Raw genomic sequence first — 14952 nt, forward strand, 5'->3', positions numbered from 1 at the left:
TCGGATTGTACGCAACTGCGTTCCGCATGAAAATACCGCCTTTACTGGGATTTAGCAAATCTTACTATACTCTTGATCGTATGGCAAGAGCCTGCGCCACTTACAGCTGCTGCTTCCACCATACATCGTACGGAGTGACCGGAAGCTCCCGCTTATGCTGCGATCGCCGGAAGATCGATTCGATTTTGTCCGCGACCTCGTCCGCAACCGGCTTTCCTTCCAAATAATCGTCAAGCTGCTCGTACGAGAGGCCTAGCTCCGTTTCGTCCGCTTGCCCCGGCTTGTTATCGAGCAGATCGGCTGTCGGCGTTTTCATGTACAACCGCTCAGCCGCGCCCAGCTCCTGAAGCAGCTGCTTGCCTTGCCGCTTGGTTAGGCCTGTCAGAGGAGTAACGTCCGCCCCTCCGTCGCCGAATTTGGTGTAAAATCCGGTAACGGCCTCCGCCGCATGATCCGTGCCGATGGTTAACGCCTCGCCGGCGTACGCTCCGATCAAATACCAGGCGACCATCCGAATGCGGGCTTTCACATTGCCTTTATCATAATCCTTAATCGGGGCTCCTGTCGCGGCTTCAAATTCGGCTGCGATCCCGTCGGTTGCCGCTTTGATATTAAACGTATATACCTGATCCGGCTGTATAAATTGCAGCGCTAGCTGGGCATCGTCCTCGTCCGCTTGCACCCCGTACGGCAAACGAATCGCTATAAACCGGTACCCCTCGTCGGACGTTTCCTCCCGCAGCTCCTCCACGCACAGCTGCGCCAGTCTGCCGGCAAGCGTCGAGTCTTGGCCGCCCGAAATGCCGAGCACGAGCTTTTTCGCTTTGCAGTGGAGCATATAGCCTTTGAGCGCGTCGATTCGGCTTCGGATTTCCTCCTTGGCGTTAATTGCCGGACGAACGTGCAGCGTATTCATGATCTGTTCCTGAAGTCTGGTCATCTGCGGCCACTCCCTCGATAGTTCTGTTTTCCTTAATAGTACCAGATAGAGACAAGGAATAGAAACATTACTGCCTGCGCCCGAAGCAAAGGCGCCGAACCGTTCGGTACCGGACGGACGGAAATTTCGTGCGAATGGGCAAACACCCATCTCCGGGGAACGGAATATGCTGGAGCAAAAGCGATTGCTTGCACCGAACTACTATACGAGGAGTGCTGCATATGAACGGAACGGCCCGCCACTATTTCGCAAGAGGCAATACGGCTCGCGGAGCCCATTTCCTGTACGGCTCGGCTTTTCAGGGCTTGAGCAAGCTCGTCCTGCTGCAAGGTCCCTCCGGCACCGGCAAATCGACCGCGATCGAGCGGCTTGCGTATGAGCTGATCGCTCAAGGACAGAGCATCCAGCTGTTTCATTCCCCGATTCAACCGAACGATCTGGACGCTCTGATCGCAACCGACCTGAACATCGGAGTTGCCGATGCGAACGCCTGCGAAGGTTTGCCTTTAACCGAATCGGCTGCCATCGTACGGCTCGACTTCGGGCAAGCGGTTAACTATGACGCCATCGCTGCGGATAACGGGGAACGGATAGATGCGCTCCGGGAGCAGCTCGTCGACGCTTATTCGAAAGCGTACGGAACGTTTGCCGAGGCGCTGCGCATACACGACGACTGGGAGAAGGTTTACATCGCCAGCATGAACTTTCAAAAGGCGGATCAAGTCGCCAAGGAGCTGGCGCAAACGCTCTTCGCCGAACCGCCTGGCAAAAACGCGGTCATTCGCCATCTGTTCTTCGGAGCCGCCACACCGAAAGGGGCTGTCGACCATATCCAAAACTTGACCGCCTCTCTGGATAAACGGATTTTTATTAAGGGCCGTCCGGGGTCGGGCAAATCGACGATGCTCAAATATTTGGCCAGAGCCGCCGAGACATCCGGCTTCGACGCGGAGGTGTTTCACTGCGGCTTCGATCCGAACAGCCTCGACATGCTCATCTTCCCGGAGCTGCGCACCGCGATTTTCGACAGCACGGCTCCACATGAATATTTTCCCGACCGCCGGGGCGACGTCATCCTCGACATGTACGAGCGGACCATGTTACCCGGCACCGACGAGCGCTACGCGGATGAGATCGAGCCGCTTCGGCAGCGTTATTCGCAAAAAATGAAGGAAGCTACAGCCTTCCTCGGCGAAGCGCAAAAATTCGACGCGCGCATCAAGGAGTTTTATACGGAGGCGACCGACTTTTCCCTCGTTCGTACGCTCCAGACTCAGTTGGAGCGGGAATTTATACAGTCATGAACGGAGCGGTCAGCGAGTTAGCGGAACTGTTTTTCCGCTAATCCGCAAAAGAGGTGCGAATTTCAGGGGGGTTACTGATATAGCGGAACTTTCGTTCCGTTCACATAAAAGCTCTAAAGCCAGCCGGCTCCTAACGGAGCTGACTGGCTTTTTACTTCGAGGCGCCGCCGCGCGGCTTGCCCGTCTTATCCTTTGGCTGCTCTGGCGAGCAGGTCGCGTACAACGACGCTGACCGCCATCAAACCGGCAACCGGCGGAACGAACGAATTGCTCGCCGGCGGCTGCTGCGCCTTGCGGATATCCGGCGCGTTCTCCGGAACGATGCGCTGCGTCACGTCATCGCGCGGCTTGATCGGCTCCTCGGTCGAGAAGACGACCTTGACGCCTTTTTTGATGCCGTCCTTGCGCAGCTTTTGGCGGATCACCCGGGCGAGCGGGTCGACCGACGTCTGCGAAATGTCCGCCACGCGAAACTGGGTCGGGTCCATTTTGTTCGCCGCACCCATACTAGAAATGATTGGGATTTTGCGCCTCAAGCATTCTTTGATCAGGTGGATTTTGTACGTGACCGTGTCCGATGCGTCGATGACGTAATCGAGCGGATAGTCAAAAAACTTCTCGTACGTCTCCTCGGTATAAAACATCCGCAGCGCGATCGCGTCGCAATCCGGATTGATCAGCTTCGCTCTGTCGCGCATCAGTTCGGCCTTCGGCTGGCCGACCGTCGTCGTCAGTGCATGGATCTGCCGGTTGATGTTCGTCACGTCGACGACGTCCTTGTCGACCATGATCACCCGGCCGACCCCGGTGCGCACCAGCGCCTCCGCCGCGATCGAGCCGACCCCGCCGATGCCGAGCACAGCGACCGTGCTCCGCTTCATCACGTCGAGCCCTTCCGGACCGATCGCCAGTTCCGTTCGCGAAAATTGGTGGAGCATACGATACCCCCAAAAGTGAAGTTTGTCTTCGCAGCTTATTCCGGGTACTTTTGGGGGAGCCCCCGAGAAAGAACCCCAAAAGTGAAGTTTAGCTTTGTAGCTTAGTCCGGGTACTTTTTGGGAGCCCCCGAAAAAATACCCCCAAAAGTGCAACAGCGGAAGCGAATGTTCCGCTTTTAGCTTGAATCGTCTAAAAAAGAAAGGATTGCGGAACAAATAGTTCCGTTATTCCGCAAATCCCTTTGCTTTTTGCCGACATTTTTGCATGTAACGGAACTATTTGTTCCGTTATGCCGCCTATCCAAGCCGGTTTTCGACCAATAGCGGAACTTCAACTTCCGCCTAACCGGTTCCCAGCGAAACTCTGCACGGATCGATTACGCCTTCGCGGCGACTTCCTTAACGGCCACGCGGATCGACAGGTCGTCCAGCTGTTTCGTATCCACCGTCGACGGCGCGTTCATGAGCAGATCGGTCGCGCTTGCCGTTTTCGGGAAAGCGATCGTTTCGCGCAAGTTGGTGCGTCCTGCAAGCAGCATGACAAGCCGGTCGAAACCGAAGGCGATGCCGCCGTGCGGAGGCGTGCCGTATTCGAACGCGTCCAGCAGAAAGCCGAACTTCTCGTACGCTTCTTCGCGGGAGAAGCCTAGCGCTCCGAACATTTTCTCCTGCACGTCGCGTTTGAAAATACGCATCGAGCCGCCGCCCACTTCGTAGCCGTTCAGCACGAGGTCGTACGCCTGGGCGCGGATTTGGCCCGGATCGGTATCGAACAGCGGCAGGTCCTCTTCCTTCGGACGCGTGAACGGATGGTGTTCCGCCACGTAGCGCTTAGACTCCTCGTCGTAGCTGAGCAGCGGGAAGTCCACCACCCAAGCGAATTTAAACACGCTGTCGTCGATCAGGCCGAGGTCGCGGCCAATTTTCAGACGCAAATTGCCGAGTACGTCGGCAACGACTTTTTTCGTATCGGCGGAGAACAGCAGCAGGTCGCCTTCCTCGGCGCCAAGACGCTCTTTCAATGCAGCGATCTCTTCCTCGGAGAAGAACTTCACGATCGGCCCTTTCCACTCGCCGTCCTTCACTTGAATCCAGGCGAGGCCTTTCGCTCCGTAGCGGGCCGCGAACGGCAGCAGGTCGTCGATTTCCTTACGGCTCCACGTGCCGCAGCCTTTGGCGTTGAGCGCCTTCACTTGGCCGCCCTTTTTCGTCACGTTTGCGAATACTTGCACTCCGGAATTTTGCACGAGGTCGGATACATCGACCAACTCGAGGCCAAAGCGCAGATCCGGCTTGTCCGAGCCATACTTGCCCATCGCATCGGCATAGCTGAGTCGCTGGAACGGACGGGCGATGTCGGCGCCGACCGTCTCCTTGAACAGACGGACGACCAGTTCCTCCATCAGATCAAGCAATTGATCGCGGGATAGGAACGACGTCTCGATGTCCACCTGTGTAAATTCCGGCTGGCGGTCGGCGCGAAGATCCTCGTCGCGGAAGCAGCGAGCGATTTGGTAATACCGTTCCAGCCCGCTGACCATCAGCAGCTGCTTGTAAATTTGCGGCGATTGCGGCAGCGCGAAAAACTCGCCCGGATGCACCCGGCTCGGCACGAGATAATCGCGCGCGCCTTCCGGCGTGCTTTTCGTCAGGATCGGCGTCTCGATCTCGAGGAAGCCGTTTTCGTCGAGGTAGTCGCGGAATATTTTGGCCGCTTTCGAGCGCAAATACAGCGTCTTTTGCATTTCGGGACGGCGCAAGTCGAGATAACGGTATTTAAGCCGAAGCTGCTCGTCGATTTCGATGCCGTCCTCGATGAAGAACGGAGGCGTTTTGGCCGTATTCAAAATGTCGATCTCGCTGATCCGCACTTCGATCTCGCCGGTTGCCAGGTTCGGGTTGACGGTGGCCGGGTCGCGTTCGACGACTTTGCCTTTAACCGCAAGCACATATTCGGTGCGCGCCTTGTCGGCGATGGCAAGCGCTTCTCCTGAAAAATCCGGGTTGAACACGATTTGCACAATGCCGCTGCGATCGCGCAGATCGATGAACAGAACACCGCCCAAGTCGCGGCGAACCGCGACCCAGCCGTTCAGTGTAACGATTTCGCCTACATTCGCTTTGCTCAGGTTACCGCAATGATGTGTTTTGAGCATCATAGTTTTCTCATCCTCCGCTACTCATTCGTTTAGTTTCGTTTTCGTGCTGGTCAGTTGCCGCGTTTGGCCGCAATGGCGGCAGCCACGTTTGCGAGCGGCACTTCCTCCTGCTCGCCGGTTGCCATCGTTTTCACCATCGCCGTGCCGCGGCTCAGCTCGTCTTCGCCGATAATGACCGTGAATCGGGCGGCAAACCGGTCGGCCGATTTCATCTGGGCTTTCATTTTACGTCCCAAGTAATCTTTTTCCGCCGACAGTCCCGCCGCGCGTAGCTCGAACAGCAATCGGGTCGCTTCGTTCTCGGCCGCTTCTCCCATGCCGATCACATAAGCATCCAGCGGCAGCACGCCTTGGACGTCTACGCCTTGCGCTTCGAGAACGAGCAGTACCCGTTCCAGCCCGAGTCCGAAGCCAACGCCCGGACGGTCAATCGCACTGCCCCCGATCGTACCGACGAGCCCGTTGTACCGGCCGCCGCCGCTTATCGTGTCGATGGCGCCGATGCCGGCCGCCTTGTACTCGAACGCCGTATGCGTATAGTAGTCGAGTCCGCGCACCATCCGCGGGTTGATGACGTATTCGATGCCCATGTCGGTCAAATGCCGCTGCACTTTGGCAAAATGCGTAGTGCACTCCTCGTCGAGAAAATCGAGGATCGACGGAGCGCCGACGCCGTACTCCTGATCTTTTTTGCAGTCGAGAATACGCATCGGGTTGCGGTCATAGCGCGATTGGCAGTCTTTGCACAGCTTGTCCTTCACCGGAGCGAAAAACTTCTGCAGCTCTTCGCGGTAAACGGCGCGGCACGACGGATTGCCGACCGAGTTGATCTCAACCGTAACGCCCTTCAGGCCGATCTCCTTGTAGAACAAGTAGCCCATCGCGATCACTTCCGCATCCAGCGCCGGGTCGGTTGCGCCGATCGCTTCAATCCCGAACTGGTGGAATTGGCGGTAACGGCCGGCTTGCGGTTGCTCATAGCGGAACATCGGTCCGATATAATACAGCTTGCTGACGTCCGGTTCGCCGTACAGCTTGTTCTCCACATAAGCGCGGACGACCCCTGCCGTTCCTTCCGGCCGAAGCGTCATGCTGCGGTCCGCCTTGTCCGGGAACGTGTACATTTCCTTCTCCACGATATCCGTCGTTTCGCCGACGCCGCGCTGGAACAGCTCCGTCGTTTCGAATATCGGAGTGCGGATTTCCTTGTAGTTGAACCGGCGGCAAACGTCGCGCGCCTTTTCTTCGATGTACTGCCATTTCTCGACGACGCCGGGCAAAATATCCTGCGTCCCCTTCGGCTTCTGAATGCTCATGTTCCTCCTCCTGACCTCCTTTTTCATATAAGGCGCGATCAAATAAATAATAGACCGATCCGTTGTCCAGAAAAGTCGTAATGACGTGTGTAACAAGAAACAACATCAAGTCCGCTATTTCTTTGATCGCGCCAAAACGCAAAAACGCCCCCGGCAGCAATTGCCAGGGACGGGACTTCGTGTGTCGAATGACCCGCGGTACCACCCGCATTCGCGCTTTTAGCCGGATTCGAGCCGACCGGCATAGGCCGTCAGCCGAAGCGCCGCATAAGCGCGCACTTTCATGCGGTTAACGCCCGCCTTACGCGAAACGGCTACTGTCCGGACGCCGACCTGATCCGATTCTGCCCGATTACGAGCAAAACGGCCTGTTGTCGAGCGCACGGGGTTCCCCGTCCGTTCTCCGGGATGTTATTCGTCCGTCCATCGCCGGGAAGCTTGCAGCCTGGTCTTCCCTCTCTGAGAAACGTGGGTTCGGAGTACTCGGTCCCATCCAAGAATCGTGAAAGTATCGTTATGATTGTATCCAACGGACCGGACAAAGTCAAGCAGAGCCCAAAGCCTCGGGCCGAAGCCCATACATGCAACAGTCTTTTGGGCATCTTATTTATCCCGAAACCAGCATATTTGGAAAAATAGAGTGTTTTTAGGACCCTTATCTCCCATACAATCGCCGGATAAAACGATTTCGACAAAAATAAAAGCCCCAAAAAGCTGCTATGCCCCCGACATCCGGAGTATAGTTGAATTAAGATGCTCCAGAGACTCCAATTTTAGCAAGCTCGTGGCAGCACACCTCGTTCCGTTCATGCTACCATCTTCACCTTCACAAGTAGACAAGCTCGCCGATGGGCCATACCCCAACCGGCATATTGAAAAATCCCACCACAAAACAAGCAGCTTGCAAGAAGACTTCTCTGGTTCGATAAGCACGACTGACCCGAATCGCTTCCGGCGTGATACAATATTCGTACGATACCAAGCACCCCGATCCAAGAAAGGAGCTGCATCCGAATGGATTTCGTCGGCAACTGCTCGAAGTGTCAAACCGCCGTTTATTGCAAGGGCGGCTTTCTGGACGGCGTCACCGAACATCATGTTTTGTACTGCCATTCCTGCTTTGCGGCCGTGCTGAAGGAACGGGAGCAAGCGGCGACCGCCTCCGGCCAGGGCGACCCGCAGGCGCAGCGGGACCCGGCTTGTAACGAATAAGCTTGCCGGGAAAAACGCAACCCGTCCGCCCCTCCCGAAGAAACGCAAAAATCCCCCACAGTCCGCTGCGGGGGATTTTGCGTTTCTTCGATATAGAATTTTTAATTTTTCGGACCTTCTGGATGAAAAGAGGAAATTGTATACCAAGAAAAGCTACCGCTTACGCAGGGTCATTCATCGTGGAGAAGGCTTCGTCTAAAAGCTTTTCTTATTTTTTGTTCAGCGCTTCGACCAGATCGCGAATCATCATATACGTGTCACCGTTGTTCAGCTTCGCTTTGTCGGCGATGCCGTCCAGCGTCGCTTGCTGGAGCAGCCCTCTGGACTGGAGCTCCTTCACGGCCTGTGCCGCCGGAACGTCCGCACTGATTGCCTTCGTTATCGTGAACGCCGCCTGGTCCAACGTCAGCGCCGCCTTCGCCGGCTCCTGCACGCCGGTAACGGCGGGCGCCGGATCGCCGGTCAGCTTGTTCACGCGCTTTACGCCCTGCATCAGATTCACCATCCGCTGCGGGTTCGAGTCCGGCTTCGTATCGAAGCCGCTGTTGTCGTAGCCGCCGATAACGAGTCCCATGCTGACGACGGTTTTGAGCCCCGGATACGCCTTCTGGTCCATGAACGCTTCCTTCTTGGCCTCGTACGGCTTCAGTACCATGCCCTGCTTGTTCAGCATGTCCTGAAGCTGCGCTATCTGCTCCTTCGATGCCGACATTTGGCGGAACGTCACGCCCTTGTCGCCAGCCAGCTTGGCCGCGGCACCGGCCGCTTCGGCCGTAGCCATGCCGACCGGAATGACTCGCGCGCTGCCGTGAGGAAGCGTATCGAAGCTGGCGGAACGTCCGACCACGAGCAGATTGTCCACCTTTTGCGGCACGATCGAGCGGAACGGAATCGCGTACTTCACCGGATGGCTCATGACCGCTCCGTTGTCGGTCGGCGACGTCCGCTGAATATCCACCGGATAGGAGCCGAAGCCGATCCGGTCCCACTGGTCGCGGTTTTCCAACACATCGATCATCGTCATCCGGTACTCGCCCTGCATATGGCGCGTTTCCCGGATGTACAGCTCCGGCGCGGTAGCGTCCAGCTCCAGACCCGCGAACTCCGGATAAAGCTTCTTCATATGGTCCATAACGTATGGCAGCTCTTTTTTACCGATTTCGAACGCTTCCTCGCGCGATTTCGGGTCAAGTCCGTCAATGCCGAAAATTTGCAGCGCGTTGATGAGGATCGTATCGTCATTTTGGCGGCCGATGTTGAGCCCGCGCATTTTCACCCGTTCCTTGTTGTTCGGCGGGTATTTCTGCATTTCCCCGAAGCCCCATGCGCTTCTTTCGTTCGCGTCGGTGTTCGGATCGCCGTCGTCTCTGAGCCGCTTCTGGATTTGCTTCCATACGTCCGGCGTGACGTTTTTCAGCCGGAATACGAGCGTAACCGCCATGCGCGATTTCTCATCGCCTAAGTCGGCTCTGCCGATCGTAAACGGAACGCCCGCCGCTGCCGCGATATCTGCGTCCTGAGTCGCGTCGATCACCGATTTGGCGGCGATTTCCTGCTTCGCGCCGTCTGCTTTCGTTACCGTAACGCCGACGATTTTGCCGCCGTTCATCTTCGGCTCGATCGCTTTCGTTTTCAGCAGCAGGTCGATGTTTTTCTCGTTTTTTACTAGCGTATAGAAGGCGTTCGCCGCCGTTACGACGTCGAAGGAGTCCCCCTCCACCTGCTTGTACCATTCGCTGAAAATACCTTCGTTCAGTATATAAGCCTTGCCGGGGTTTTGCTCGTTTTTCTCCCGGTCGTAATTGTGGTCCAGGCTGTTCAGCCATCCCAGCGTCATGAGGCCGCCCAAAATCTCCCGGTCTCGTCCGTCCACGAGCAGCGTCTTCTGTCCGTTTCGCGCGGCGGACACAGCTGCGGCTACGCCTTCCGGATCGGTGCCGACGACAACGACATCGTATGCATTTTGTACCGAAGCCGCCGACTGAACCGGCATCAGCTTGCCCGGCTCCAGCGCCTTCCCTTTATCGCCCCGGTCCCACAGCAGGCCGATTGCCGTAACGGCGGCAATAAGAATGGCAATAATGAGCAGTGAAACAAATACGATAACATTTTTACGTGCGGTAGTGCGGTCCACGTGGCGAGCCATGAATCCCATCCTATTCTACGATTGTAAAATGACATCCAAAGTGTATCATAATCGGGCCATTCGGGCAAAAAGCGACAACATGGGACAGATAAGGCCGCAAACCCTGATCCGCCTCTATGTTCGAGACACCTTATCTGCAGACGGCCGCTTGATATCCGCTTCCAATTGTTGCAAAATTCAATATATTGTCACAACTCCATGGATAGTTTCGTGGAATAATTATACATGCAGGCCAATAGGGCAAGCCAAACCAAACTAGGGGGACGTTATGACTACTGGGGATATCAAAATATTCGCCGGAAGTTCCGGAAAAAGCTTCGCCGAAAACATGTGCAGCTATCTCGGAGCCGAGGTCGGGATATCGGAAACGCGGACGTTTTCCGACGGCAATACGTTTGTCCGAATCGGGGAAACGGTCCGGGGCAAGGATGTCTACCTGGTCCAGTCGATCGGGCTGAAGCCGAATGACGAGTTTGTCGAAATCTTGTTCTGGATCGACGCGTTCAAACGGGCAAGCGCAGACTCGGTCACAGTCATTCTCCCTTATTTCGGCTACGCCAAAGGCGATAAGAAGGACGAGCCGCGCGTATCGATCCGGGCCAGAGTGTGCGCGGAGGCGATTGAAACAGCCGGGGCCGACCGAGTCGTAGCAATGGACCTGCACAGCCATCAAATTCAAGGCTTCTTCAAAAAGCCGGTCGATCATCTGTTCGCCCTGCCCGTCCTGTGCGAAGCGATCGCCCGCATGCAGCTCCCCGACCTCATCGTCGTATCCCCGGATGCAGGCTTCGCCAAGCAAGCCCGCAAATATGCGGATTACCTTCACGCCCCTCTCGCCATCGGCGACAAGACGCGAAAGGATCACAGCGAGCGGGCGGAGCTGATGGAGCTGATCGGGCATGTGGAAGGAAAAACGGCGGTTATCATCGACGATTTCTCGATTTCCGGCGGCACGCTTGTCGAGCTTTCGAAGCTGCTGATCCGCAGGGGGGCGAAACGAGTGCTGGCCTGCCTGTCTCATCTCGTGATCAGCGAAGCCGGTCTGCGCAAGCTCGAGGACAGTCCGATCGAGCTGATTATCGGCACCGATTCCGTCTACAATCCTCGTCTCTCGTCTTCAAGCAAAATCAAAATCGTATCCGTAGCGCCTCTGTTCGGAGAAGCGATCAGCCGCATCCATTCGCGAGATTCGGTGAGCCCTTTGTTCGAGAAGGTGTCGGAACGCGTTATAGCCCGCGCACTCGAGCACAATCGAGACTAGCGGGCCGATTCTACATGGCATGGTACAACCGAAGCGGCGGCAAGCGGGAGCTGAAGTCCAATTCCCCCCTTGCCGCCGCTTTTTTTGTCCTGCCCGCTCCCCGGACCAAAATGGCAAAAGTTTGGCCCGGGGCCGCAAAGCCAGGAAACCGCATTGCCCTTATGATATGGAATATACGCTCCCATGGAGATGGAGAGAAGGGATGTACAACATTAAGGGATCGCATCCGTATGAACGGTGCGGAGGGAATGGAGGGAGGCAGAGCTTCGGCAGTCACTGACGTTCGGCGTCGGACGCTGCAAATGAAAGGCAATAGGTTCGGCAGCAAAATTCAAAAATGGAGGAGCACCCACATGTTCAAACAAAACTGCAGCGTGATCGGGCTCTCCGGTTTCGCCGCAGCTATGATTCTGATGACGGGATGTTCGGGGGGAAAAACGGAACCATCGTCTGCCGCCCCCTCGGACGGCGCGACTGAGAACAAAAGCAGCGAGCCCATCGAGCTCGTCTTCCACACGAACACAGGAGGCGACTTGGACAGCTTCAATAAAAATATCGGAAACCGGATCAGCGCCAAGTTTCCCGACTACAAAATCACCTACATCCAAAGCAAACAGGGCAGCACGCTCGCCGACCTGATGGCGCAAGGCAAGCAGGTCGATATTTTGTATCAGACCGACAGCTATTATTTCGAACTGGCGGACAGCGCCAAGCTGCAATACGACATGAGCGATCTGGTCAAAACGCACGGTTTGAACCTGAGCACGATCGAGCAGCCAGTCCTGGACAGCTTGCGGAAATCTGGCGGCGGCAAATTGTATGCGCTTCCAGTTAGTAATCTGACGCAGGTTATGTATTACAACAAAGGCCTGTTCGATAAATTCGGGGTCCCGTATCCGAAGGACGGCATGACCTGGGACGAAACGCTCGAGCTCGCCAAAAAAGCTGGACCGCGAGGAACAAGGACAATCGTATTTCGGCTTCGCCGCCTCCCCCGCTCACATCCTTGGCAACAACCAGCTGTCCATTCCTTACGTGGACATACAGACCGACAAGCCGACATTCACGAACGACGCTTGGAGCAAGCTGATCGACACGTATATCGTTCGCCCCGCGCAAGGCCAAGGCTACCAGAAATTTATTACCAAGAAGAAAAAACTGCCGTACCGTCTGGAGTTTACCGATACGCCGCAAATCGCCATGTTCGTGTTTAATTCCAACTTCCCGTTTTCGATTCCGAATATCGATGCGATCAACTGGGACCTTGTATCCTTGCCGACTTTCGCGGACAAGCCGAAAATCGGTTCGCAATCGATGCCCGTCGTATTCGGCATCACCTCGATTTCCAAGCAAAAGGACGCCGCGATGAATGTCATTCAATATTTGATGTCCGAGGAGATGCAAATATCCGAATCGAAAAAAGGCGTCATGCCCGTCTCCACCACGGACGCGGCCCGCAAAGCGTTCGCCCAGGACACGCCGTTCAAAGGGAAAAACTGGGGGGCGCTCTACTACAACCAGATCGCTCCGGGCGTTCCGAAAAGCAACTATCAGCTTAGCGTGGAGAAATCGTTCACGTCCTACATTCAGCCGATCGTCGAAGGCAAAAAAGACGTAAATACGGCGATGCGGGAAGCTTAGGAAGCGGCGGAGAAGCTGATTGCCGAAGCCAAACAGAAAAAATAGCCGGGTCGCTCCATCGCACCGACGAGGCAGCGCCGAAAACCGGAAACCGCAACCCCGGCGCGACAAATGAGAAGAAAGGAGCCTCGCTTCATCCGGCGAGCGCTCCTTTCCAGCAGAGCTGAGCTTATTCCGATCGAAGTCTGCCCGACCTTCGCCATATCGATTCTTGAGCCCGTTTCACTTACACCCGCGAAAACGAGATTCCTCGCATCCTGTGGTCGGATGGGTCTGCGAACGGTTTATCGTGGTTTGACGATCTGAGCGTGGAGCGCAAAGCGACACCTTGACGAATGAAATGCCCACATACGGCAGCGGCAGCCCGGGATTATTCCCAGACTGCCGCTATTTGCGTATGATTCGTTCTTACGGATAAAACGTGCTGGCCGGCGTCGTCGTCGGACACCACCGGGCCGGGCGAAGGAAGTCGAGCAGCGCATTTTTGGCCTTGTCCGTGCCGATGTAGTACAGCGCTTCAGCCGCATGGGCGCGAACGTAACGGTTGCTGTCGTCCAATGCAGCGATCAGCGCCGGTACCGCCTTCTCCGCCTGCACGCCCCATTTGGATAAGCTCAGCCCAACTGTAAAGCGCACTTGGGCATCCTCGTCCCGCAGCGCGTTCGATAACGCCTCGACGCCGACACTGTGCGGCTTCTTGCCGCTCCATGCACCGACCGAGCCAAGCGCATCCGCAGCCGCGCAGCGCAGTCTTGCCGACTCGTGGGACGCCAGTCCTGCAAGCGTCCGCATCGCTTCCTCCGATTCGCTCGTCCCCTTCAGCTCCCCGAGGGCGAACACGGCATAAAACACCTTGTCTTCGTCGGCTCCTCCGGCAACCCGCGTCAGTCCCGGAATCGCCGCATCTCCGGCTACGGATAAGCCGTATCCGGCAAGACGCGAAGCTTTCCCTTCGCCATGCTCCAATGCTCTCAGCAGCGCCTCGACGCCGTCATCGCCCATCCGGGCCAAGCCGTAGGCGGCGTTAATGCCGACCGGCTCGAACTCGTCTTCCAGCGCGCGCTCCAGAGCGGCTGCGGCGCCGTACGGCACAGCGGCTGCGCCAAGCACGGCCAGACGATCGCTCGCTTTCGTCCGCTCCTCCGCATCCCCGGAGCGAAGCTGCTCCAGCAGTGACGCGACTTGCACCGGCGACGCCACCTCCGAGTCTTGCGGCTCTTCGCGGCCGCTAAGCCAGTACCACGCATCGCGCCACATCGCTTCGTTCGGATACACCGCATCGCTAATCGCCGCCGGCGTCACCCACTCCAGCTCGCGATTGTCCCAGCTCGGCACGGTCGGCGCCTGGGTGCGCATAAATTCAAACTTGAGCATAAACCGCTCCTTGCCAAGCAGGTTGGCCGTAGACCGGTGCCAGATGTCGTAATGAATCAGGACGAACGTTCCGGCTTCTCCTGCCGCCGTTACTTCTCCCCGGCTTTCGTCCGAGGTGAACGTGCGGCTGTCGAAGTTTTGCGTTCCCGGCATTACGCCCGTCGGTCCGAGCTCCACCGGCGTATCCTGCGGGAAGTACATAATCATCGCCCACCACGGACGGTGGTTGCGCATCCGCTTGTAGCCCCAATAGCTGTCCTTGTGCCAGCCGCCCGGCTTCGGCGAGTTATTGAAATGCCCGTGCCGGTGCGCGTGCATCATATAGCCTTCACCAAGTACGCTTGTCAGTGCTCCGCTGACGACCGGATGGTCGAATACTTTTTGCAGCTGCGGAATGCGCGGAAGCAGATTGTTGCCCGGATTGCCTTCGCTGCTGTACACTTCGCTCAAATTGGCGATCAGCTCTTCATGAAACGATTGCGAAAAATCGGTTTTGAGCAGCAGATAACCTTCCGTAATAAATTGGCGCATCTGCTCGTCGGTAAGCAAGCGGTTTTGATTGTCCATCCCCGTTCTCCTCCATGCCGCATAAGGTTTTGATCTCCCCTTAAATATGACGGATTCCGAATCATAAAGAAATGGAGGAAGTTCACCTTCATTT

11 protein-coding genes and 1 pseudogene are annotated in these 14952 nt (G+C 56.5%); 5 read left to right on the forward strand and 7 right to left on the reverse strand.

Annotated features, from left to right (window positions below):
- Positions 1 to 100: 100 nt before the first annotated feature.
- Positions 101 to 940, reverse strand: coding sequence for an ammonia-dependent NAD(+) synthetase (nadE, locus tag D7M11_RS16485; RefSeq protein ID WP_120748338.1), 840 nt, complete (start codon positions 938 to 940; stop codon positions 101 to 103).
- Positions 941 to 1161: 221 nt separating this feature from the next.
- Between nadE and D7M11_RS16490 the strand changes: the two genes are divergently transcribed.
- Complete coding sequence (locus D7M11_RS16490; protein WP_120748339.1) at positions 1162 to 2244, forward strand: hypothetical protein; 1083 nt, start codon at positions 1162 to 1164, stop codon at positions 2242 to 2244.
- Positions 2245 to 2429: 185 nt separating this feature from the next.
- On the opposite strand, the gene D7M11_RS16495 is transcribed toward D7M11_RS16490, so the two are convergent.
- The 4 genes from D7M11_RS16495 to D7M11_RS36450 form a co-directional block, all read right to left on the reverse strand.
- Positions 2430 to 3182: a tRNA threonylcarbamoyladenosine dehydratase gene (locus D7M11_RS16495; RefSeq protein ID WP_120748340.1), complete on the reverse strand. Its 753-nt coding sequence runs from the start codon at positions 3180 to 3182 to the stop codon at positions 2430 to 2432.
- Between the two features lie 377 nt (positions 3183 to 3559).
- Positions 3560 to 5338, reverse strand: coding sequence for an aspartate--tRNA ligase (gene aspS / locus D7M11_RS16500; protein ID WP_120748437.1), 1779 nt, complete (start codon positions 5336 to 5338; stop codon positions 3560 to 3562).
- A gap of 53 nt (positions 5339 to 5391) precedes the next feature.
- On the reverse strand, positions 5392 to 6657 hold the full coding sequence (gene hisS, locus D7M11_RS16505) for a histidine--tRNA ligase (protein WP_120748341.1): 1266 nt from the start codon (positions 6655 to 6657) through the stop codon (positions 5392 to 5394).
- Between the two features lie 219 nt (positions 6658 to 6876).
- Positions 6877 to 7041, reverse strand: coding sequence for a hypothetical protein (locus D7M11_RS36450; protein ID WP_158606661.1), 165 nt, complete (start codon positions 7039 to 7041; stop codon positions 6877 to 6879).
- Between the two features lie 630 nt (positions 7042 to 7671).
- On the opposite strand from D7M11_RS36450, the gene D7M11_RS16510 reads away from it, so the two are divergent.
- The gene (locus tag D7M11_RS16510; protein WP_120748342.1) at positions 7672 to 7869 is read left to right on the forward strand and encodes a hypothetical protein; all 198 of its coding nucleotides are present in this window, start codon (positions 7672 to 7674) and stop codon (positions 7867 to 7869) included.
- Positions 7870 to 8077: 208 nt separating this feature from the next.
- Here D7M11_RS16510 and D7M11_RS16515 read toward each other — a convergent pair whose 3' ends face one another.
- On the reverse strand, positions 8078 to 10015 hold the full coding sequence (locus D7M11_RS16515) for an FAD-dependent oxidoreductase (RefSeq protein ID WP_120748343.1): 1938 nt from the start codon (positions 10013 to 10015) through the stop codon (positions 8078 to 8080).
- A gap of 268 nt (positions 10016 to 10283) precedes the next feature.
- On the opposite strand from D7M11_RS16515, the gene D7M11_RS16520 reads away from it, so the two are divergent.
- The 3 genes and pseudogenes from D7M11_RS16520 to D7M11_RS16530 all read left to right on the forward strand — a co-directional run bounded on the left by D7M11_RS16520 (position 10284) and on the right by D7M11_RS16530 (position 12917).
- The gene (locus tag D7M11_RS16520) at positions 10284 to 11276 is read left to right on the forward strand and encodes a ribose-phosphate diphosphokinase (protein WP_120748344.1); all 993 of its coding nucleotides are present in this window, start codon (positions 10284 to 10286) and stop codon (positions 11274 to 11276) included.
- Positions 11277 to 11689: 413 nt separating this feature from the next.
- Positions 11690 to 12181: pseudogene (locus tag D7M11_RS38080) on the forward strand (ABC transporter substrate-binding protein); the annotation flags it as partial.
- Between the two features lie 130 nt (positions 12182 to 12311).
- Complete coding sequence (locus D7M11_RS16530) at positions 12312 to 12917, forward strand: type 2 periplasmic-binding domain-containing protein (RefSeq protein WP_240041145.1); 606 nt, start codon at positions 12312 to 12314, stop codon at positions 12915 to 12917.
- A gap of 408 nt (positions 12918 to 13325) precedes the next feature.
- Here D7M11_RS16530 and D7M11_RS16535 read toward each other — a convergent pair whose 3' ends face one another.
- Positions 13326 to 14858, reverse strand: a complete 1533-nt coding sequence (locus tag D7M11_RS16535) for a HEAT repeat domain-containing protein (protein ID WP_120748347.1) — start codon at positions 14856 to 14858, stop codon at positions 13326 to 13328.
- Positions 14859 to 14952 lie beyond the last annotated feature (94 nt).

It is taken from the genome of Paenibacillus ginsengarvi (assembly GCF_003626695.1).
Classification (GTDB): Bacteria; Bacillota; Bacilli; order Paenibacillales; family NBRC-103111; genus Paenibacillus_AB; species Paenibacillus_AB ginsengarvi.

Bases quoted from the DNA above. Each gene is read 5' to 3' on its own strand.
- D7M11_RS16515 (WP_120748343.1), bottom strand. From the start codon at position 10,015: ATGGCTCGCCACGTGGACCGCACTACCGCACGTAAAAATGTTATCGTA.
- D7M11_RS16490 (WP_120748339.1), top strand. From the start codon at position 1,162: ATGAACGGAACGGCCCGCCACTATTTCGCAAGAGGCAATACGGCTCGC.
- D7M11_RS16520 (WP_120748344.1), top strand. From the start codon at position 10,284: ATGACTACTGGGGATATCAAAATATTCGCCGGAAGTTCCGGAAAAAGC.
- D7M11_RS16510 (WP_120748342.1), top strand. From the start codon at position 7,672: ATGGATTTCGTCGGCAACTGCTCGAAGTGTCAAACCGCCGTTTATTGC.
- aspS (WP_120748437.1), bottom strand. From the start codon at position 5,338: ATGCTCAAAACACATCATTGCGGTAACCTGAGCAAAGCGAATGTAGGC.
- D7M11_RS16495 (WP_120748340.1), bottom strand. From the start codon at position 3,182: ATGCTCCACCAATTTTCGCGAACGGAACTGGCGATCGGTCCGGAAGGG.
- hisS (WP_120748341.1), bottom strand. From the start codon at position 6,657: ATGAGCATTCAGAAGCCGAAGGGGACGCAGGATATTTTGCCCGGCGTC.
- D7M11_RS16535 (WP_120748347.1), bottom strand. From the start codon at position 14,858: ATGGACAATCAAAACCGCTTGCTTACCGACGAGCAGATGCGCCAATTT.
- nadE (WP_120748338.1), bottom strand. From the start codon at position 940: ATGACCAGACTTCAGGAACAGATCATGAATACGCTGCACGTTCGTCCG.